The sequence below is a fragment of the Fusobacteria bacterium ZRK30 genome, from assembly GCA_024628785.1.
Classification (GTDB): domain Bacteria; phylum Fusobacteriota; class Fusobacteriia; order Fusobacteriales; family Fusobacteriaceae; genus Psychrilyobacter.
Genome location: CP102405.1, coordinates 526,465 through 547,433, shown reverse-complemented (window position 1 = coordinate 547,433; position 20,969 = coordinate 526,465). Strand labels below are relative to the sequence as shown.

Genomic DNA, 20,969 nt, shown 5'->3' with positions numbered 1-20,969 from the left:
GTTTATCATAATACAGTACTTTCAACTATATTTCTTAATTTAATACTAAAATACAGTTAAAACCTACTTGAATAGTACCACATTTTTACGCTTTTTCAACAATAAAGTTTAAATTTTATTTTATTTTTTATAATTCTCTGTCAGTTCTAAAAATAACTCTATATCTTCTTTTACCTGCTCCAATGAACTTCTCCAAAATGCAATATCCGTCACATCTATATCAGCTAGTTTAGCTACATCTTCTACATTTTTTTGCCCTGTCAGTTTAAGCAGATTATCATATTTTGGTAAAAAAGCCTCTTTATCTTTTAGATATTGAGAGTATAACCCTCTTCCAAATAAAGCTCCAAATGCATAAGGGAAGTTATAAAAACTCAACCCGGGTCTATAATAATGACCTTTATTTACCCACATATATGGATGCAGAGTATCTTCGTCTAATCCGTCACCATATGATTTCTTCTGGGCATCTAACATGATCTCTTTTAACTGATCCGAACTTAAGATATTATCCTTTCTTTCATTGAATACCGTTTCTTCAAATATATATCTGCTCAATATATCTACTGTTACCTGAGTTACATCCTGTAATGAACTCTCTAAAAGGAAGATTTTCTCCTCATTATCTGCGTCTAATAATGCATTTTTCATAACTATAGTTTCACACATAATAGATGCTGTCTCTGCTACAGGCATGGTATAGCTGGTATTTAAGATGCTTTGACCGAATATGCAGTCACCATGATATGCATGTCCTAATTCATGGGCTAGGGTAAGTACTCCGGAGAAAGTTCCTGTAAAATTATGTAATATTCTGCTTTGTTTAATAGGGGGTATATTGGCACAAAATGCTCCTCCGACCTTTCCTTTTTTAGGAGTATAATCGATCCAGTTCTCATTGAATGCTCTCTCTGCTACTCCTCTTAACTTAGGAGAAAACGATCCGAAGTTTTTCAACACATAGTTCTGTGCTTCCTCAATAGTAAACACTTTATCTGCACTGCCAATTGGAGCAAATAAACCATAAAAAGGCAACCCATTTTCATAGCCCAACATCTTACCTTTTCTCTTTAGATACTTTCTAAAATATGGAAGATATTCTTTGATCGCATCTAATAATGCATCCAATGTTTCCTTTGTCATCCTGGAGTCTGTCAGTGTCTTTGAGATAGGCATCTCATAACCTCTGAGATCGTTTATAGTATTAACCTCTCCCTTTATAGAGTTAAGGGAAGAAGCTATTGATTTTTCTATTTTTTTATACGCTTTTAATTCTGCTTCAAAAGCTGTTTTTCTGATATCTGCATCCTTGTCCTGGGCTAAGTTTCTTACTTCTGATAAAGTTATTATTTTATCCTCACCGTCTAAGTTTATCTCTACATCCAATGTAGAAGTAAGAGCTCCGTGGAGGTTACTCCAAGCTGTTGCCCCTGTCTGTCCCAATTTAGAGAGTAAAAACTCTGTTTTTTCATCCAGAATATACCTATCATTTTCCTTTATTTGTCTCAAATAAAATTCATGTTCCTTTAAAAATTCACTTTTATTTATCATCTCATCGATATCTAAATTTGCTATCCATTTTTTGGCTCTGGTCTCTACCTCTGTTGTTTCTGAATATTTATTTGATAATAAATTTATATATTTTATTGCATTTAAATCAGATGTATTTGTAGATTTTGTCAGAGATGAAAACGCTCCTAAAGTTCTGTATAGAGTTGCTGATTTTGTCAGAGTTTTTATATACCCTTCTACAGTTTCCACCTTGTCATCTAATCTATCTTTATAACTGTTTAACTCCGCTATATTTTCGTCTAACCTTCTTAAATCCTCATTAAACTCATTTGAATCAAATGACGGATATAATCTATCTAAATTCCAATTATTCATAATTCCTCCCCTAAGAAAAGGAGCTTATCCACCCTAAGATGAATAAACTCCTTTTTTTATATCTACCCCTTAAAATTTAAAAACAAATTTTATAAGGAGATAAAATAATAAACAAGCCACCAAAACTACCGGCACAATAGTTGTTAGTGCTGCAATTATAAGTGCTTTAGCATCGTTCTTTTCAAATTCTGTTTCATCTATCAATTTTTTCAATTCGTCATTTTCTCGTTTAAGCTTTTCTTTTTTAGAAACAAAATCTTCCATAGTCCCTTTTTCTTTATCTTTAAACAAGTTCCGCACCCTTATAGTGACAGGCTACAAAGTGACCCTCTGATACCTCTTCCCACTTAGGTTCCTCTGCTTTGCAGACATCCTTAGCGATAGGACATCTAGTATGGAATTTACATCCAGATGGAGGAGTTACATTTGAAGGAATATCTCCCTCTAATACAATCCTCTTTCTATTCTTTATGATATCCAGATCCGTTTCCGGGATAGAAGATAATAGTGCTTTTGTGTATGGATGCTGAGGAGTTGCATATAGATTTTTTTTAGGGGCTAATTCTACCATGTTCCCTAAATACATTACCCCAATCCTATCAGAGATATGTTTTACCACTGAAAGGTCATGAGATATAAATAGATATGACATTCCAAATTCCTTTTTTAAATCATTCAATAAATTTATTACCTGTGACTGAATAGATACATCTAGGGCAGATACAGCCTCATCACAGACTATAAACTTAGGTTTTAAAGCCAAAGATCTGGCTATCCCGATTCTTTGTCTTTGTCCTCCACTAAACTCATGAGGGAATCTATAGATCATGTAGTCATCCAACCCGCAAGTTTTCATTATTTTTTTTACATATGTTTCAAGTTCCTTAGATCCAGCTTTGTATATCTTGTGCTCTACCAAAGCTTCTCCAATTATATTTCCTACTGTCATCCTAGGATTTAATGATGAATATGGATCTTGGAATATTATCTGCATCTCACGTCTTAAAGGTACCATCTGCTTTACAGATAGATCCGTTATATCTTTACCGTCATAGACTATTTTTCCTGCTGTAGGGTTATATAATTTAAGCAGACTTCTTCCGAATGTAGATTTACCACACCCTGACTCTCCTACTATTCCTATAGTTTCCCCTTCGTATAACACCATATCTATCCCATCATTTGCCTTGACAAATAATCTTTCACCATTTTTTCTTTTCCCGGTAGGAAAATGTTGCTTAAGCCCTTTAGTTTCTAATATTATTTTTCTATTTTCCATCTCTCTGCTCCTTATTTGGATAGAAACATCTGATCAGATGATTAGGTTCTACCTCTACAAGATTTGGTTTTTCATCGATACATTTTTGGGTAGCAAACTTGCAACGAGGTGCAAATCTACAGCCGATTGGAAGGTTCAATGGATGAGGTACACTTCCATCTATTTGATCTAAATATTCCACCTCTTCATTTAGTTTTGGAATAGAGTTCAATAATCCTTCTTTGTATGGATGAGAAAACTTTGAAACTTTTGAGAATAATATCTCTACTGGAGCTTTTTCTACTGCTTCTCCTGTATACATTACTACTACGTCATCAGCTAATTCTGCTATAGCTCCCAGGTCATGGGTTATAAATAATATAGCTGTATTATGTTTTCTCTTTAGGTCATTCATAAGGTTAAATATCTGCGCCTGTATAGTTACATCCAAGGCAGTTGTCGGCTCGTCAGCGATAAGTAATTTAGGTTCGCAGGCTAGTGCCATAGCTATCATTACCCTTTGTCTCATTCCCCCTGATAATTGATGAGGATAGTTATGGATTACTCCTTCTGGTTCAGGTATCTTAACCTCTCTTAGAAGGTCTATAGATCTTTCCCAAGCCTGGTTTTTATCCATACCCTGATGAAGAATTAGTGGCTCTCCTAATTGTTCCCCTATCTTCAATACAGGATTTAAACTTGTCATAGGCTCCTGGAATATCATAGATATCTCATTACCTCTTATTTGTCTCATTTCATCTTCTGTATAGTCCAACAGTTCTTCACCATCAAACATTATACTTCCGTCTACAATATCACCGGGATCATCTATAAGTTTTAATATACTGAATGAAGTTATAGATTTTCCTGATCCTGATTCTCCTACAACCCCAAGAGTTCTACCTCTTTGGATCTCCATATCTACACCATTTACAGCTTTTATCGTACCTTTATTAGTAAAGAAATAAGTATGCAGATTTCTTATTTCAAGTAAGTTTTCATTTGTTTTCATCTACACCGCCGCCTTTGCTAATTTTCTTCTTCTTTGTCTTTCTTTCTCTCTTTTTCTCTTTTCTCTAATTCTTATTCTCTGTTCCTTAGTAACATATTGAGATTTTGGATCTACAGAATCTCTCAGCCCTTCTCCGATTACATTGATACTCATTATTAAGATAAATAATGCCAATCCCGGGAAGATCCAAGTCCACCAGTAATTTGTCATTATAATAGCATTCTTAGCAGACAGACTGATAAGTCTTCCCCACGTAGGAATAGGCTCTGTTACTGATAATCCTAAATATGATAGTGAAGATTCCATAAGGATTGCTCCTGCAAATGTAAGAGTTCCACTAACGATTACATATGTTAATACATTTGGAACTAAATGCTTTGTTATTTGGTTAAAACTGCTGATACCTAAAGCTTTTGTTGCTACTATAAACTCTTGTTCTCTAAGAGATAGGATCTGTCCCCTTACCATCCTTGCTAACCCGGTCCACCTTAAGAATCCTAAGATAAAGATTATCAGGTATAATCTAAGCTGGGGATCTAAATCCATGAATATAGCAGATATAGTCATTGCAATTGCTAAAAATGGAAATGCTGAAACAATCTCTGTTCCCCTCATTATTAACGTGTCTACTTTTCCGCCAAAGAATCCTGCTATGGCTCCAATTGAAACTCCTAAAATTACAGATAAGAAAGTAGATAACAGACCTACCTGTATAGAGATCCATCCACCAGCTAATACCCTTAGAAATAAGTCTCTTCCCTGGGCATCTGTTCCAAATAGATGATCCATACTTGGTTTCATATATTTCTGGGATATATCTACATTTGCCAAGTCATAGTTAGTAATATGTATATACAATTTAGCTCCTACTATAACTATTATTAAAAATATAAATGAAATAAGTCCGGCCATTGCTAATTTATTATGTTTAAATTTTTCAATTATCTGCCTTGTAGGAGAAATAATTTTTTCATGCTGTTTATTTAATTTATCATTATTACTCATTATTTTATCCTCCTTGCTTTTATTCTAGGATCTACCAATGCATAACCTACATCGATAAATAAATTAGCAAACAATGTCAATACTGCAAAGAATAACAATACAGTAGATAAAACTCCCCTGTCTTTAAATTGATATGCCTGGTTCATCAAAAGTCCCATTCCAGGCCATGCAAATATTTTCTCTACGATGATAGATCCGCCAAATAATGCAGGAATCCAGAATCCAATGATTGTAATTACAGGAATCAATGCATTTTTAAAGGCATGTCTGTAGATAACTACTTTCTCCGCTAATCCCTTTGCTCTGGAAGTTCTGATATAGTCAGCTTTTAAAACTTCTATCATGGCGTTTCTAATATATCTGATCAACCCTGCAAGAGATGATAATACAATTACTGAAACTGGCAGGATATAATATACATACTCAGGTCTTACACCTCTAGGATCTACCATCCCTGAAAACGGTAAGATTCTTAGTACTGCAGAAAATAATAATACTAATAACAGTGCCATAAAGAATGAAGGAAGGGAAATTCCAACCATAGACATTACAGTTACCACCTTATCGTATCTTGTATTTTTCTTTACTGCTGATTTAATTCCGATAGGTATAGCAATCAAGAAAGCTAAAACAAATCCTACAATATTAACTTTGAATGAATTCATAATATAACTTCCAATAAATTCATTGATAGGCTTATTAAGTGCTACTGAGTAACCAAAATTAGCAGTCAATACATCTTTCCACCATAAAAAATATCTTACTATAACAGGTTTATCATATCCCAATACTTTTCTCATGGTCTCTATATATGCTACCCTTTGTTCCTCTGTCATATTAGCAGTTGTCTCTGGATTTATCATCGCTAAGATAGGATCTCCCGGCATCAATTGTATCAATGTAAATATAACTATTGAGATTATAATCACAACTGGTAAGAGGTGAAACAATCTATTTCCTATATATTTTAAATAGGGAAATACGTTATCAAATAGAGTTCTTATTTTTCCTTGCTGTTTTTCCTTTTCCATATTTACCTCCAATAAATAAGCAGAGCCCCCTCTGCTTATTTAATATTTATTTGTTTATTTAAATCTGGCTTTTACAATTGCATAAGGCCATTGCCATAAAGCATTTGTTTCAAAATTTTCCACTCTATTTGTATAAGCATCATAGTAGTTATTTGAGTATAACGGTAATAAAGGCAGATCTTCATTAACTTCTACAATCCACTTTCTCCAGTTAGCTTTATAACTAGCTGTTCCTTCCTCTGTTGATGGGTTTGAGAATCTGATCTCATCAAGTAATTTTTCGTCTCCAATATATCTTGCACTGTTAGTTGATGATCCTTTTCCATAAGGCAGGATCTTCGTACTAGACCAGTTAGCATATGGATCATATTTTATCGAATATGAAGTTCCTCCTGTAAACATATGATATTTCCTTTCGCTTAAAGCTGCATTTCCATATAGGTTGTTAGCCATGATAGACCAGTCCATAGAATCTACATTGATCTTAATCCCAAATTCCTCTTGAACTCCCTTAGTCAGAGTAAGGTTGACTGCATCTGTCCAAGCTGCTGTAATAGCCAGATTAAGAGTAAGCTCCTTCCCTTCCCATAGATAAGTTCCATCTGCATCCTTAGTTAATTTTGCATATAATCCATCTGTTTTAGCCGCAGCCTCATCCAGTAATTTATGCGCTTCTTTTAAGTTAGCTCCTTCATCCCAGTTACCATCAGCATCTAAAATATCATAACTTGTCAATGATTTTTCAAATTTTCCCTCTGTTCCTAACTGCTCACCATCTTCATACATCATCCACATATTTCTAGAATATGGTGCATTTGAAGCTATTCCGTATTTTCCTAAGAAGATCTCTCTGAATTTAATTCTGTCAAATTCATAGGCAAAAGCCTTTCTTACTTCTGGTAGTTGTACAGGTCCAAAATCAGAATGGAATGTGATTTGCCCTCCACCATGTCTGAAATAATCATTTGTAGCAATAGCTTGATCACCTTTTGCTGCATCTATATTTTCTTCTTTAATTAATCCTGTTATACCATCAATTTCCCCTGTTACTAATTGAGTTACCTTAGTTTCCTCAGGTACATTTTGAACAATTAATCTATCTATATTCGGTTTTTCTCCCTCAAAGTTACCCTGGTAATTTTCATTGATAGACAATTTTACATATTGTGACTCTACATATTCATCTATCTTATATGGTCCGTAACCTATTGGAGCAGACATATTTGCCTTTACCCATTGCTGAGGAGTTATTCCGTCTTTTTCTGCCCCTACACTTATATATGTAGAATCTAAAATAAATGTTGAAAATGCTGAAGCATCTACAGTATATATAAGTTGTTTTAAATGGAATGTAATTGTATTATTCTCTTCATCAAGATCAATTTTCCCAATATATTGATCTAAACTGCTTGTTCCACCTGTATTCCCCAAAGCTTCTTTATCCATGTAAAAATCATATGTAAATTTTACATCCTTAGCTGTCAACGGATCTCCATTTGAAAACTTCATCCCATCCTTTATCTTAAATGTCCATATATCTTCACTCTTCATTGAAGGATCTGATTTTGTTAAAGTTCTGCTCTCTACAAAGGAAGCTAAAACTAATTCACCCTTATCTGTCGGTGATAAAAGTCCTCCCCCCCATACTAATCTTCTGACATTTGCATCATACGATGAGTTTGTCCATCCATCGTAAAAATCTCCATTAAAATTAGATGATCCCATTACAAAGGTTGTAGGTTTACTTTTCCCCTCTGTTGTCCCTGCTGTTTCTTTGTCCGATCCACCGCAACCTGTAAATAATAAAGTTGCCAATACTCCAAGTATCAATAATTTTTTCTTCATTCTTTCCTCCCTAGTTTTTTTTAGAACATAATCATTATATATACTAATGTAATACTATAATTTTCTTGATTTTAAAAACTTTAATTTTGATTTTCGAATAATTTAATTAAAATATAATTCTTTATTAATTTAAAGCATAAATTAAAAGTATCATAATACCAAAAAATAATCAATTTAAAATTAGAAATTCCTTAAAAAAATATGAACTTTTCTAATGAATAGTTCTATATTTTGGTATTATATATATATTATTTATTGATTACACTATCAATTATTTATATAATTAAAACATCTTAATTTTTTATGATTTTTCCCTTAATTTATTCTTTGTATATTTTGAAAACTAGTAGTTTCTAATATAAAAATAGGAGGATCCGAAGACCCTCTCAAATTCTATTAAACAATTTGAATTATTTCAATTCCTAACATTATTTTTTGAAATCTGCTTTTATTATTGCATAAGGCCATTGCCATAGTGCATTTGTCTCAAAATTTTCTATCTTATTTGTATAAGCATCGTAGTAGTTATTTGAGTATAGTGGTAATGACGGCAGTTCTTTATTGACTCCTACAATCCATTTTCTCCAGTTTTTCTTGTAGTTAGCAGTTCCTTCATCAGTTGACGGATTAGCATCTCTTATAGCAATAAGTAGTTCTTCGTCACCGACATATCTTGGTGTATTACTTGAAGATCCTTTTCCATAAGGTAAGATCTTTGTCTTAGACCAGTCAGCATAAGGATTAGCTTTTAATACATATGAAGTTCCACCTGTAAACATATGGTATTTTCTCTCACTTAAAGCTGCATTTCCATATAAATTATTAGCCATGATAGACCAGTCCATAGAGTCTACATTGATCTTCATTCCAAACTTATCTTGAACTCCCTTAGTCAGAGTAAGGTTGATTGCATCTGTCCATGCTGATGTGATAGCCAAATTAAGGGTAAGTTCCTTTCCTTCCCATAGATAAGTTCCATCTGCATCCTTAGTTAATTTTGCATATAACCCGTCTGTTTTAGCTGCAGCCTGATCCAATAATTTATGGGCTTCTTTTAAGTTAGCTGCTTCATCCCAGTTACCATCTGCATCTAAGATATCATAACTAGTCAATGATTTTTCAAATTTCCCCTCTGTTCCTAGCTTTTCACCGTCCTCATACATCATCCACATATTTCTAGAGTATGGTGCATTAGATGAGATTCCGTATTTCCCTAAGAAAATATTTCTAAATTTAATTCTATCAAATTCATATGCAAAAGCCTTTCTTACTTCCGGCAATTGTACTGGTCCAAAATCATTATGGAATGTAATCTGTCCTCCCCCATGACGGAAATAGTTATTAGTTGTTAGTGTTGATGTCTCTGCTAAAACAGCATCTACATTTTCTTCTTTCCCAATATTTACAAGCCCGTCGACCTCTCCACTGACTAACTGAGTTATCTTAGTTTCTTCCGGTACATTTTGAACTATTAAATGATCTATACTAGGCTTTTCCCCTTCAAAGTTACCCTGATAGTTTTCGTTGATAGATAGTTTTACATATTGTGACTCTATATACTCATCGATCTTATACGGCCCATACCCTATTGGAGTAGACATATTTGCCTTTACCCATTGCTGAGGATTTACTCCTGCTTTTTCTGATTCTGCAAGAATATTTGTAGAATCCAGTATATACATAGTTTCTCCGAATACAGTGTTATCTATAGTATACAAAACCTTTTTCAAATAAAAAGTCACACTGTTGTTAGCTTCATCTAATTCCACTCTGTCAATATATTCTGGAAGGCTTGTTGTCGCTCCTGTATCCGATAAAGCTTTTTTATCCATATAAAAATCATATGTAAACTTTACATCCTTAGCTGTCAACGGGTCTCCATTTGAAAACTTCATTCCATCTTTTATCTTAAATGTCCAAACATCATCATTTTCTTTAGACGGGTCAGATTTTGATAATGTCTTACTCTCCACAAAGGAAGATAAAGTTAGTTCACCCTTGTCTGTCGGTGATAAAAGTCCTCCACCCCATACCAATCTTCTGATATTTGCATCATATGCTGAATTTGTCCACCCCTCATAGAAATCACCATTAAAGTTAGCTGATCCCATTACAAAGGTTGTTTCCTTACCTTTTTCCCCAGTAGTTCCTGCTGTTTCCTTATCCGATCCTCCGCACCCCGTTAATAACAAGGTTGCTAACACTCCAAGTATTAATAATTTTTTTTTCATTCTTACCTCCCTAGTTTTATTTTTATAACATAAACATTCTATATACTAATGTAATACTATAAATTCTTCAGTTTTAAAAAGTTTTAACCCTAATTTTCTCATTTCTTAAGCAACTTTTAATTACAAACGCAAATATAAACACAACGATACCAAAAATAAATAACTTAAAAAAATAAATAACGAACTTTTTTCATTAAAAGTACTGTATTTTAGTACGATTTTTATTTTTATTCCTTTAATATATAGTATAAATTATTTATTAATAAAATATCTTTATTTTCCATAAGTTTTTCCTTAATTTTAATATAGTTGTAATAAAAAAATAGAAGAACCCAAAGATTCTCCTAAATTCTATAAGATTATTTCAATTATTTTACTGCGATTACTTCAATCTCAACTTTAACATCTTTTGGTAATCTAGCTACTTCTACACAAGCTCTAGCAGGTTTTGTATCTGTAAAGTATTGTGCATAGATCTCATTGATCTTTCCAAAGTCATTCATATCTTTGATGAAAACTCCAGCCTTTACAACATCAGCTAAAGAGTACCCAGCTTCAGTAAGGATAGCCTTTACATTTTCTAATGATTGTTTAGCTTGCTCTTGTACATCTTCAGATACTAATTCCATTGTAGCTGGTACGAATGGGATTTGTCCTGAAACATATAATGTTCCGTTTACTTCTACCGCTTGTGAATATGGTCCTAATGCTGCTGGTGCATTGTCTGTATGAATATATCTTTTTGACATGATTTTACCTCCATTTTTTATTATGATATTACTATATAAATTATACAATTTTTAAATTTTATGTCAACGAAAAAATTAAAAAATTTAAATTTTATTTTTCTCAAAAGATAAAAAAAAGATAGATTTATAGGAATTCTTTGTAAATACAAGGCTACTCCTATTATGGCCGTATGTTATCAAAACATAATATCCTATTTTAATTCTAATCCGATCAAAAAAAAGCTTTTTTTTGTTGACTTTTTCATCAATTTTAAAGTATAATCAATTATATGTACTAAAAATATAGTAACTTAGGAGTTCAAAATGCTAAAAGATAATAGAATTAGAATTATTTGTGGTCACTACGGAAGTGGAAAAACCGAATTTGCAATCAACTATTCTTTGGCTCTTAAGGCGTCTCAAGACAAAGTTGCCATTGCTGATATGGATGTAGTTAATCCCTATTTTAGAAGCAGGGAGAAAGCTGAAATTTTAAGAGAACAGGGAATCAAAGTTATATACAGTTCTATCGAGGGAACAGCTCTTGATATTCCTGCTGTCAGTGGAGAAGTTGAAACATTGATCGTAGGTAATGAATGGAACTTAATTTTGGATGTTGGAGGAGATAATGTAGGAGCTAGAGCTTTGGCACGTCACTCTAAGGAAATTAGACCTGATGATTATGATATGTTCTTCATCATCAATGCTTATAGACCTGAAACACAGAATGCCGAAGATGTTATAGCTCACTTACAGGCTGTAGAAAAAACTACTGGAATCAAGGTTACCGGCCTTGTAAATAATACTCATATGATGAGAAAAACTACATTGGAAGATGTTTTATTTGGTCAAAAAGTTTCTGAGGAAGTTTCTAAAAAATTGAATCTTCCAATTAAATATATATCGTGTATCGAGGAAGTAGAAAAACAGCTCCCTCAAGAATTAAAAGATATCTGTATCACTACCTCTCTAATCATGAGAGAAAATTGGATGAGTTAAAAAAGTAAGTTAAACGTAAAGGTAGTGTCTTATGCCTACCCCGTGTAAATACAAATTAGGAGGTTTAGAATGGCTAAAGGAATAGTTAGTTTTAATGCAGATCGTTGCAAAGGTTGTCAACTATGTGTGTCTGTCTGTCCAGTTAAGATAATTGAATTAGATAGAACCACTACAAACTCAAAGGGGTATAACCCGGCTCACGTAAGTGAAGCAAATAAGGATAAATGTATCGGTTGTGCTCAATGTGGTCTTATGTGTCCAGATTCTGTTATCACAGTTGAAAGAAATTAATAAAGGGGGACTAAAATAATGTCTAAAGTACTTATGAAAGGTAACGAAGCAGTCGGTGCAGCAGCTATTAAAGCTGGATGTAAATATTTCTTCGGTTATCCTATCACACCACAAAATGAAATTCCAGAATATATGTCTAAAAAACTTCCTGAAGTTGGAGGAGAGTTCGTTCAAGCTGAATCTGAAGTAGCTGCTATAAACATGGTTTATGGTGCTGCAGGATCTGGAGCAAGAGTAATGACTTCATCTTCTTCACCTGGTATGGCACTTAAGCAAGAGGGAATCTCTTACTTAGCTGGAGCAGAATTACCAGCTGTTATAGTAAATATGATGAGAGGGGGTCCTGGTTTAGGAGGGATTCAACCTGCTCAATCTGACTACTTTATGTCAGTTAAAGGTGGAGGTAATGGAGACTACTTCATGCCGGTATATGCACCTGCATCTATCCAGGAAACAGTTGACCTAATTCAAGAAGCTTTTGATGTAGCTGACCAATACAGAACTCCAGTTATGGTAGTTGCTGATGGAATGATCGGTCAAATGATGGAACCAGTTGAATTTAAAGAGATGCCTCATAGAAAATTAGAGGACAAAACATGGTCAACTGATGGAACTAAAGAAGAGAGAAAACCTAATGTTATTAACTCTTTATTCTTAGACGCTCAAGATTTAGAAGATCACATCATTAGATTAGAAGAAAAATATAACTTAATGGAAGAAAATGAATGCAGATGGGAAGAATATAAGTTAGAAGGTGCTGAAATAGTAATCGCTGCTTATGGAACTACTGCTAGAATTGTAAAAAATGCTATCGATGCCTTAGAGAAAGATGGAATTAAAGTTGGACTAATCAGACCAATTACATTATGGCCATTCCCTAAGAAAGCATTTGATCACATAGATTCTACTACAACTAATGTATTAACAGTTGAGATGAGTAGAGGACAAATGATCGAAGATGTTAGATTAGCTTTAAATGGTAAATTACCTACTGCATTCTTTGGAAGAACTGGTGGAGTTATTCCAACTCCTGCTGGCGTTGTAGAAGCAGTTAAGAAACTTGTTGGAGGTGCTAAATAATGGCAGTTGTTTTTAAAGAAACAAAAGGACTTACAGATGCTAAAACTCACTACTGTCCTGGATGTACTCACGGAATTGTTCATAGATTAGTTGGAGAAGTTTTAGAAGAATTAGGAGTATTAGGAGAAACTATCGGTGTTGCACCGGTTGGATGTTCTGTACTTGCATATAAATATTTCAATTGTGATGTTCACCAAGCTGCCCATGGAAGAGCTCCTGCTGTAGCTACTGGTATCAAAAGAGTTCATCCTGATAAAGTAGTATTTACTTATCAAGGTGATGGAGATTTAGCTTCTATCGGTGCTGCTGAGATCGTTCATGCTGCTGCTAGAGGAGAAAAATTCACAACTATATTCATCAACAATGCTATCTATGGAATGACTGGTGGGCAAATGGCTCCTACTACTTTAGTAGGTCAAAAAGCTACTACAGCTCCATTGGGAAGAGATCCTAAAAAAGTTGGAATGCCTATGAGAATGTCTGAGATGTTAGCTACTTTAGACGGAGCTAAATTCGTTGAAAGAGCTACTGTTCATAACCCTGCTGGTGTTAGAAAAACTAAAGCTGCCATAAAAAAAGCATTTGAAATGCAAATAAATGGTGAAGGTTTTGGAATCGTAGAAGTATTATCTACTTGTCCTACAAACTGGGGAATGACTCCTGTTGACTCATTAAAGTGGTTAGAAGAAAACATGATTCCATATTACCCATTAGGTAATATCAGAACTCCTGAAGGAGGGGATAAATAATGAATGAGAAAGTAATCGCTGCTGGATTTGGTGGACAAGGTGTAATGTCTTTAGGTCAATTATTAGCATATGCTGGAATGATAGAAGAGAAACAAGTTTCATGGTTACCATCTTATGGTCCTGAAATGAGAGGAGGAACTGCTAACTGTGGTGTTATCGTCTCTGATGGTCTTATTGGATCACCTGTAGTTGTAGGAGATGCAACATGTTTAATAGCTATGAATAAACCTTCTTTAGATAAATTTGAAGTAGATGTAGTTTCTGGGGGGAAAATACTTATCAACTCATCTTTAATCAAAGAAAAAACAACTAGAACTGATGTAGATGCATTTTATATCGATGCAAATGCAATCGCTGAATCTTGTGGAACTGTTAAAGCAGCTAACATGGTTATGTTAGGAGCTTTCTTAGAACTTACTAAAACTGTAGAGCAAGATAGTGTTTTACAAGCTTTCGTAAAAGTATTCGGAGAAAATAAGGCTAAATTTGTTCCTATGAACAGAGAAGCTTTAAATAAAGGTGCAGAAGCAGTAAAATAAGCTTTTTTCTATATAATTCAATTTAAAAGGAGTCGAGAACATAGTTCTCAACTCCTTTTTTTATAATCCGCTATTTTTTCTTTTCCGACTTATTCTTAACAACTTTTAAATCTTTTAACGACATATCATCATCTACATCTGCAAAACTTCTCTTTCTAACCATAGTTTCTGATAACTGCAGGTGTAATTTTATGAAGTCTTCCATCTTTTCTATATCTTTTTCTTTCCCTTTAGAATCTATATTTTTTAATGTTTTCCTATCTCTAAGGGTAAAATTTCTTCCATTTTTTTCATAGTAATAATCTTTATACATAATTACTGCTTTTTCAAATTCCTTAGGAGATTTTGTATAAGCCATCCTCTCACCGTCTTTTGCGTTGAGCAGATCTTTTCCCCATGACGCATTCTTATATGATCCGCCTAAATAACCCATAATAGTAGGAAGGATATCTACCTGTGCTCCTACACTATCTACCTTCTGAGGTTTCAATGACCCGTCTGGTGTATAAAGCAGCATTGGAATATTATTATGCAACCCTTTCACCGGATGATCTGATACAACCACAAAAAGTGTATCCATATACCAAGATTCATCTTTTATTTTTTCAAAGAATTGTTTAAGTGCTGTATCAGCATATCTAAATGCACTATACCTTAACATCTCTGAAGTATCATTGTCTGGGTTTTCATCTCTGTGTCCATACTTTGCTCTATACTCCTCCAGCCTGTCATATTCCTTTGGTATTTCAAATGGACTATGATTGGATATAGTAAGTATCTCAGCAAAGAATGGTTCCTTTAATTTTTTTATCTCTTTAGCACTCCTGTTAAACAATACTGTATCCGGTGCACCCCAGTGATATTTGGAAGTTATTTCTTTGGGAAAATCTTTTTTTCCGGTAAAATTATCCATCCCGTTAGTCAGAAGAACTCCCTGCATATTATCAAAGTTCAATCTGGATCCATGATAAAAATTAGTGTTATAACCTCTGTCTTTTAATATTCTAGGCAGACCATAAAATGGTTTTTGCACAGCCGGATCACGCATCAGATCTCTTCCTACCTGTACCGGGAAAGACACATTGGTAGACAATACACCATTTCTTGTTCTTGTACCATTTCCATAGAAGCTGGTAAACAAGACTCCTTTTTTAGATAATTCACTAAAATAAGGTGCCAAATCAGGATCATTATGCCCAAGTGCTCCTATATATTGTCCTGAAAAACTTTCAGCTATGATCAGAACTACATTTTTATTTTTCAGTGGATTTTTTGTATCTGTAATTCTAAGCAGAGGATTTTGATCACTTAAAAATTCATTATTTTCAGTTCCCACTAATTCCCTGCTTCTTTTAATCAACTCATCGTTATCAAAAAATTCTAATTTTTTCATATCGATATTTTTAAATTCTCTCTGCCTGTCTATTGAATGGATCAGAGACAGCATACCATTTTGTGTCATCTGGTTTGCTAAATTTTTCTTAGAAAAGAATCCATGTTCTACATTTCTAGGTCTATTCTGTAATCCTCTTATTCCAATAAATACAACTAAAATTAAAACTATAAAAATAAATATATTCTTCTTTACCTTTCCCAGCCTGTCAGTTAAATAGACTTCTTTTAAATTTTTATAAGACAGACATAGGTTTATTATTGTCAGTATACATATTAAACTGTATATAAGTGGCAAATTAAAAATGGCTCCCATATTTCCATATATCTCAGTATCTCCTGCATATTCAAAGATAGATGCATCTAGCTGAGTCTCAAATTCCCTGTAATAATAAGCATTTCCTGCTGAAAAAAATATTGTTATCAACATTAAAATTCCATAGATTCCCATGGAGATTTTAAACCATATTTTTTTTAACGGTATTACCCTGGATAATAAAAATAATAAAAGTAAAACTGCCATTATCATTCCACCGATAGATGCATCAAACTTAACTCCTATATAAAATCCTTTAAAAATTTCTTCCCATGTCAAAGTACTATCATTATTTACGTTTAAAAACCAAACTCTTGTAAAACATAAGGTAATCAATATTAAAATATATTGTATTACAAAACTCTTTAATATTCCTTTTTTTACCATTCCAACTCCCCCATTTTTTTATTTTTTACAACCTTTCCTCTATATATCTTACCCAATCATCATTTTTCAAAGCTTTTTGTAATCTATCATGCAGTTCTTTTTTTGTTTTAACTGCCATCATTTTTGTCTTGTAGCCTTCGAGATCTATAGCGTAAATTTCTCCATCTTTAACTATAAAATTTTTAGTATTAAAATCACTGTAATATATTTTATTTTTTAATATTTTTACTATTATATCTAAAAAATCTTTTAATATAGAGTCATCTTTTTTTAAATATTCTCTTAATACAACACCTTCAATATCCCTAGTTACCACTTTATATTTAGAATATTCCATAACTTCCGGAACCTTTATGCCTATTTTTTTTAATACTTCTGTAACAAAATAAAAATTTTCTCCTGGATATTTTCTTAACCTAAAAAAATATTTTATTTTTTCTTTAAACTTTGGATAAAACTCTTTTATATATATTTGTTTATTTTTATCATAATAAACTTTTGTGTCTTTATGATCTACTATTATCTTTATTTTTCTCCCTCCTGACTTTAATAACTTTCCATATTTATTTTTTTCCCTTTAGCTTTTTCTTTGTTCTTCCCCACCAATGAAGTAAATTATTTAAACCTTTCGCTCCCCTATAATAAATATCATCTTTTTCATACTCTATCTCTCTGGGGCAGCTCTCTTCTAAATAGATATATTCATACCTGGCTCCAAATTTCCCATATTTATTTTTTGAAAACTTTGAATCTATAATATAGACATGTTTGTTATCAATAATAAAATTAACCAGCTGGGAATCGCCGTGTAAATATCCAGATTCATGGATCTTATCCAGCTCATTTTTAATAACCTCTAAATGTTTTATCGACCCTGTTTCCCCGGAAAGATATTCACATACAAAATAAGAGTCTACCACAAAACCATCTCTTTTTCTTTCAAAGGCTAAGATTGGTCTGTATGTCAGCAGCCCTGCCTTATATATCTTTTCTGCCTGTATAAATTCACGATAAGATTCCGAACCTCTAAAGATAGACAGAAACCTTTGCCATTTACGGCTGTTTTTTTCTCTCGGAACTTTAAAGACTAATTTCTCGCCTTCAAAAGTAAATAAACTAACTTTACTCCTATTATCATCTTTAAATACCTTTTCTACCTTTAAATTTTCTAAATCATCCAATATTTTTAAATACTTATCCTCTCTATAATAAATAATCATATCATTACTTTTTTTTATTTTCATCTGACCCCTCTTGCCTTTTAGGCAGCTACCTTGATTAGAAAAAATAATTCATTAATTTAAATTTTCCTCTTTCTCTTTAAGACTTTTAACTACTCTTTCATATACTCTTTCCGGCTTAATCTCTAGCATACACTTAAAGTGTCCTTTAGGACATCTATCGCCTCCATGTAACCCACAAGGTCTACAGTCTAACTCTTTATTTTCCAGTACCTCTGAATTCTTCGACCATGGAAAGAACCCTAATTCCTTGGTTGTTGCTCCAAAAAGAGCTATTATATGTAACTTTTCAAAAGCTGAAGCTATGTGGATAGGTGAACTGTCATTGGTAACTATTACATTACTTCTCCTGCAAAGTTCCGCTACATCCAAAAGACTCGTTTTGCCCATCAAATTTATTATATTTTTGTCCGTATACATATTAAGCATAGATTCTTCATGCCCCCCAATAAGGACAACTCTATATTCACTTTTTCTTGCCAACTTTTTTAGAAGTTCGTTGAAGTATTCCAGCGGCCACCTCTTGGTGAACCATTTACTTCCAGGAGCAACTAAAATTATTTTTTTCGTGTCTAAATTATTCTTTTTCCAGATCTCATCTATCTTTTGTCCCTCTACCTCACTAGGATAAAGAGATAGTTTATCATCGGTGAAATTATCTAATTCTACAAATGACAATAATTTTTCTACCTCATGCTTAGATTTATCGTAAGGAATTTTTTTAGTCAATAAAAAGCCTCCACTGGCGTTATCATACCCAATTCTTGTAGGAGCACCAGTCAATCTGGCTAGGATAGAACTTCTCAAATATCTGTGAGGAATTATCACCTCATCAAACCCCTTATAATTAAGTCTTTTCCCTAGCAGATAAAGCCCCTTAAATCCTCTATGAGCCCCTCTTTTATCATAGGCTATGATCTCATCCAAATCCGGATTATTTTTCAACACACTGGCTCCTGCTGGAGTAGTTACATAGGTTATACTGCACCCTTCATCTATATACTTAGCCTTTAATTTTCTTATTAGAGGAGTTGATAAAATTATATCTCCAATAAATGCCGTATGTATTATTAATATTTTTTTCAAATTAAAGCCTCCTCTATCATTTTATTTTTGTTCATATACATAATTGCTCATTATTATAACATATTTAATAAAATATATAAAAGGAGAAAGAAATTCTTTCTCCTTTACACCTATTAATATTTTTTATTTATATAGTTGCCTATCATATCATCTATTATAGGTAAAACTCTTTCAGGTGTTATTAACTCATATTCCTCTTTGGAAGTTTCTAGCTCCTCTATATTCAGTTCCATAAGAATATCATTTGGTTCTATACCACGATGCCTATCATTGGCATTAGACAGCCACTCTTTCTTCTCTGCCCTGGGTGAAAATATAGCAAAACTAGGTATATCAAGCCCTTGAGCTATATGCCTGGGACCACCTTCATTTCCTAAAAACATATCGCAATTAGAAAGCAGCATAGCTAACTCTCTTATAGACTTAGTCTCTATATTAGAAAAGATATCTTCTCTGTCCTCTAATTCTCTGTGCATATTTTTTGCAAATTCTCTCTCTGCCGGCGAATAATAAAATATTCCCTGGGCATCGTATTTCTCCAAAATAATTGTAATCAATTTTTTCATGTTTTCAGGGTTCCATATTTTTTCAGGTCTTCTGCTGTTTATAGCAAATGCAAAAATAGGCTTATTAAAATTTACCCCGGCATCTATCATCCTGTCCTTCATCATATTTTTTTCATTATCTGCCAATACTACCCTGTAAGTTGTATCATATTTTATATCTATTCCAGCATCTTCCAATGGCTTTAGCATATGTAAAAATTTATCTACCTTATCACGAGATACCTTAGGCTCTTTCACTGAATGAGTATAAGTATATCCTCTTTTGGGTTTCCACCTTCCTATACGATATTCTGCTGATCTTCCCAATAGTGTAAATAATTCAGATTTAGGAGTAGACATAATATCTATTATAACATCATACTTTAGCCTGGTTACCTTCCATACCTTAGCTATATATTTCAAAGGATTTTTTCTTTCTTCCTTAGTTATGGATATTACATTGTCTATTGCAGGGTGCCCCTCAAATAAAGGTCCTATATGATCATAGACTACATAATCTATCCTGGCATTTGGATATGTTTTTCTTAACGACTCACATATGGGAGTAGCTAAAAGTGAATCCCCTATTTGTTTAAACCTTACTATTAATATTTTTTTCATATCTTCCACCCTTGATCTCTCTTCTTTTTCTTCCATTTTTTTATTTTTTCAACAATAGTATTTCTCTTATATTTTTTTAATAATAAAGCTAAATAAAACCAGAAATCTTTTTTATACGGATATTCCATTTCACGATATGAATCCATTTTCATTGTCAACATATCATAATGAGCTCTGTATTCTCCAAAACGATATTGTTTTGCTTGAGTATCAATTACTTTTAGTTTATCTCCATCAAATACAAAATTACCGGGATTGAAATCTCCATGATAAACTTTAAAACTATGCATTTTTTTTACCAACTCTACAGCTTCATCCTTTTTTTCGCCTGCGTTTTCTCCGTCTATATACTCTAATATTATATAAGATTCTATTATTACACCTTTTTTTCTCTTGGTCATAGCTAATAGAGGGTTAGCAAAAATATCTAATCCTTTTTTTCTTAAATTAGTTATATTTTTTAATGTAGTTAACACTTCGCCATCTTTAAATCTAGTAAAAAACCTTCTTTGTGGAATTCTATACTCATTTCTAGGCGATTTTAATACATAATATTTATCATCAAATTTAATCTTAGCTACATAATTCCTTTGACTTTCTTTATATACTTTTTCAACCTCTATTTTTCTTCCGTCAGCTAAACCCTTCCCTAAATCTAAGAGTTTTTTATTATCTTCTAAATAGTAAATGTCCCAATTTTTATATTTTTCTTTTAGAATCTCCATA

General features: G+C 32.9%; 20 protein-coding genes. 5 read left to right on the top strand and 15 right to left on the bottom strand.

Features of this window, described 5'->3' with window-relative positions; all coding sequences use genetic code 11:
• Window positions 1-120: 120 nt before the first annotated feature.
• The 9 genes from NRK67_07675 to NRK67_07635 all read right to left on the bottom strand — a co-directional run bounded on the left by NRK67_07675 (window position 121) and on the right by NRK67_07635 (window position 11,018).
• Window positions 121-1,887, bottom strand: coding sequence for a M3 family oligoendopeptidase (locus NRK67_07675; protein UUV19317.1), 1,767 nt, complete (start codon window positions 1,885-1,887; stop codon window positions 121-123).
• A 69-nt stretch (window positions 1,888-1,956) separates the two neighbouring features.
• Window positions 1,957-2,178 carry a hypothetical protein gene (locus NRK67_07670; GenBank protein UUV19316.1) on the bottom strand — a complete coding sequence of 74 codons (222 nt, stop codon included), beginning with the start codon at window positions 2,176-2,178 and terminating at the stop codon, window positions 1,957-1,959.
• The gene (locus tag NRK67_07665; protein UUV19315.1) at window positions 2,171-3,166 is read right to left on the bottom strand and encodes an ATP-binding cassette domain-containing protein; all 996 of its coding nucleotides are present in this window, start codon (window positions 3,164-3,166) and stop codon (window positions 2,171-2,173) included. The genes NRK67_07670 and NRK67_07665 overlap by 8 nt, the downstream gene beginning before the upstream one ends.
• Window positions 3,156-4,157, bottom strand: a complete 1,002-nt coding sequence (locus NRK67_07660; GenBank protein ID UUV19314.1) for an ABC transporter ATP-binding protein — start codon at window positions 4,155-4,157, stop codon at window positions 3,156-3,158. Before NRK67_07660 ends, NRK67_07665 begins: the two co-directional genes overlap by 11 nt.
• Window positions 4,158-5,162, bottom strand: a complete 1,005-nt coding sequence (locus NRK67_07655; GenBank protein UUV19313.1) for an ABC transporter permease — start codon at window positions 5,160-5,162, stop codon at window positions 4,158-4,160.
• A complete protein-coding gene (locus tag NRK67_07650) occupies window positions 5,162-6,193 on the bottom strand; it encodes an ABC transporter permease (GenBank protein UUV19312.1) in 1,032 nt (343 codons plus the stop codon). The genes NRK67_07655 and NRK67_07650 overlap by 1 nt, the downstream gene beginning before the upstream one ends.
• A 54-nt stretch (window positions 6,194-6,247) precedes the next feature.
• The gene (locus tag NRK67_07645) at window positions 6,248-8,038 is read right to left on the bottom strand and encodes an ABC transporter substrate-binding protein (protein ID UUV19311.1); all 1,791 of its coding nucleotides are present in this window, start codon (window positions 8,036-8,038) and stop codon (window positions 6,248-6,250) included.
• A gap of 428 nt (window positions 8,039-8,466) precedes the next feature.
• Window positions 8,467-10,269 (bottom strand): ABC transporter substrate-binding protein, encoded by a 1,803-nt coding sequence (locus tag NRK67_07640; GenBank protein ID UUV19310.1) that lies wholly within the window; start codon window positions 10,267-10,269, stop codon window positions 8,467-8,469.
• A gap of 368 nt (window positions 10,270-10,637) precedes the next feature.
• A complete protein-coding gene (locus tag NRK67_07635; protein UUV19309.1) occupies window positions 10,638-11,018 on the bottom strand; it encodes a RidA family protein in 381 nt (126 codons plus the stop codon).
• Between the two features lie 303 nt (window positions 11,019-11,321).
• Here NRK67_07635 and NRK67_07630 point away from each other — a divergent pair, with 303 nt between their 5' ends.
• The 5 genes from NRK67_07630 (at window position 11,322) to NRK67_07610 (ending at window position 14,655) form a co-directional block, all read left to right on the top strand.
• Window positions 11,322-11,996: an ATP-binding protein gene (locus NRK67_07630; GenBank protein ID UUV19308.1), complete on the top strand. Its 675-nt coding sequence runs from the start codon at window positions 11,322-11,324 to the stop codon at window positions 11,994-11,996.
• Window positions 11,997-12,065: 69 nt separating this feature from the next.
• A complete protein-coding gene (locus NRK67_07625; protein ID UUV19307.1) occupies window positions 12,066-12,287 on the top strand; it encodes a 4Fe-4S binding protein in 222 nt (73 codons plus the stop codon).
• 18 nt (window positions 12,288-12,305) lie between these two features.
• Window positions 12,306-13,367 carry a 3-methyl-2-oxobutanoate dehydrogenase subunit VorB gene (locus NRK67_07620; protein ID UUV19306.1) on the top strand — a complete coding sequence of 354 codons (1,062 nt, stop codon included), beginning with the start codon at window positions 12,306-12,308 and terminating at the stop codon, window positions 13,365-13,367.
• Window positions 13,367-14,116, top strand: coding sequence for a thiamine pyrophosphate-dependent enzyme (locus NRK67_07615; protein ID UUV19305.1), 750 nt, complete (start codon window positions 13,367-13,369; stop codon window positions 14,114-14,116). Before NRK67_07620 ends, NRK67_07615 begins: the two co-directional genes overlap by 1 nt.
• Window positions 14,113-14,655 (top strand): 2-oxoacid:acceptor oxidoreductase family protein, encoded by a 543-nt coding sequence (locus NRK67_07610; protein ID UUV19901.1) that lies wholly within the window; start codon window positions 14,113-14,115, stop codon window positions 14,653-14,655. Before NRK67_07615 ends, NRK67_07610 begins: the two co-directional genes overlap by 4 nt.
• A 70-nt stretch (window positions 14,656-14,725) precedes the next feature.
• Here NRK67_07610 and NRK67_07605 read toward each other — a convergent pair whose 3' ends face one another.
• From NRK67_07605 to NRK67_07580, 6 genes are all read right to left on the bottom strand, one after another.
• Window positions 14,726-16,750, bottom strand: coding sequence for an LTA synthase family protein (locus tag NRK67_07605; GenBank protein ID UUV19304.1), 2,025 nt, complete (start codon window positions 16,748-16,750; stop codon window positions 14,726-14,728).
• A 25-nt stretch (window positions 16,751-16,775) separates the two neighbouring features.
• Window positions 16,776-17,087, bottom strand: a complete 312-nt coding sequence (locus NRK67_07600) for a hypothetical protein (GenBank protein ID UUV19303.1) — start codon at window positions 17,085-17,087, stop codon at window positions 16,776-16,778.
• Between the two features lie 226 nt (window positions 17,088-17,313).
• Entirely contained in the window at window positions 17,314-17,994 is a 681-nt protein-coding gene (locus NRK67_07595) for a lipopolysaccharide biosynthesis protein (protein ID UUV19302.1), read from the bottom strand.
• 51 nt (window positions 17,995-18,045) lie between these two features.
• A complete protein-coding gene (gene waaF, locus NRK67_07590; protein UUV19301.1) occupies window positions 18,046-19,077 on the bottom strand; it encodes a lipopolysaccharide heptosyltransferase II in 1,032 nt (343 codons plus the stop codon).
• Window positions 19,078-19,190: 113 nt separating this feature from the next.
• Window positions 19,191-20,243, bottom strand: a complete 1,053-nt coding sequence (locus tag NRK67_07585; protein ID UUV19300.1) for a glycosyltransferase family 9 protein — start codon at window positions 20,241-20,243, stop codon at window positions 19,191-19,193.
• The gene (locus tag NRK67_07580; GenBank protein ID UUV19299.1) at window positions 20,240-20,968 is read right to left on the bottom strand and encodes a lipopolysaccharide biosynthesis protein; all 729 of its coding nucleotides are present in this window, start codon (window positions 20,966-20,968) and stop codon (window positions 20,240-20,242) included. The genes NRK67_07585 and NRK67_07580 overlap by 4 nt, the downstream gene beginning before the upstream one ends.
• Window position 20,969 lies beyond the last annotated feature (1 nt).

Bases quoted from the DNA above. Each gene is read 5' to 3' on its own strand.
- NRK67_07625 (UUV19307.1), top strand. From the start codon at position 12,066: ATGGCTAAAGGAATAGTTAGTTTTAATGCAGATCGTTGCAAAGGTTGT.
- NRK67_07675 (UUV19317.1), bottom strand. From the start codon at position 1,887: ATGAATAATTGGAATTTAGATAGATTATATCCGTCATTTGATTCAAAT.
- NRK67_07650 (UUV19312.1), bottom strand. From the start codon at position 6,193: ATGGAAAAGGAAAAACAGCAAGGAAAAATAAGAACTCTATTTGATAAC.
- NRK67_07620 (UUV19306.1), top strand. From the start codon at position 12,306: ATGTCTAAAGTACTTATGAAAGGTAACGAAGCAGTCGGTGCAGCAGCT.
- NRK67_07635 (UUV19309.1), bottom strand. From the start codon at position 11,018: ATGTCAAAAAGATATATTCATACAGACAATGCACCAGCAGCATTAGGA.
- NRK67_07600 (UUV19303.1), bottom strand. From the start codon at position 17,087: ATGGAATATTCTAAATATAAAGTGGTAACTAGGGATATTGAAGGTGTT.
- NRK67_07615 (UUV19305.1), top strand. From the start codon at position 13,367: ATGGCAGTTGTTTTTAAAGAAACAAAAGGACTTACAGATGCTAAAACT.
- NRK67_07605 (UUV19304.1), bottom strand. From the start codon at position 16,750: ATGGTAAAAAAAGGAATATTAAAGAGTTTTGTAATACAATATATTTTA.
- NRK67_07665 (UUV19315.1), bottom strand. From the start codon at position 3,166: ATGGAAAATAGAAAAATAATATTAGAAACTAAAGGGCTTAAGCAACAT.
- NRK67_07595 (UUV19302.1), bottom strand. From the start codon at position 17,994: ATGAAAATAAAAAAAAGTAATGATATGATTATTTATTATAGAGAGGAT.
- NRK67_07645 (UUV19311.1), bottom strand. From the start codon at position 8,038: ATGAAGAAAAAATTATTGATACTTGGAGTATTGGCAACTTTATTATTT.
- NRK67_07660 (UUV19314.1), bottom strand. From the start codon at position 4,157: ATGAAAACAAATGAAAACTTACTTGAAATAAGAAATCTGCATACTTAT.
- NRK67_07640 (UUV19310.1), bottom strand. From the start codon at position 10,269: ATGAAAAAAAAATTATTAATACTTGGAGTGTTAGCAACCTTGTTATTA.
- NRK67_07630 (UUV19308.1), top strand. From the start codon at position 11,322: ATGCTAAAAGATAATAGAATTAGAATTATTTGTGGTCACTACGGAAGT.
- NRK67_07655 (UUV19313.1), bottom strand. From the start codon at position 5,162: ATGAGTAATAATGATAAATTAAATAAACAGCATGAAAAAATTATTTCT.
- NRK67_07585 (UUV19300.1), bottom strand. From the start codon at position 20,243: ATGAAAAAAATATTAATAGTAAGGTTTAAACAAATAGGGGATTCACTT.
- NRK67_07580 (UUV19299.1), bottom strand. From the start codon at position 20,968: ATGGAGATTCTAAAAGAAAAATATAAAAATTGGGACATTTACTATTTA.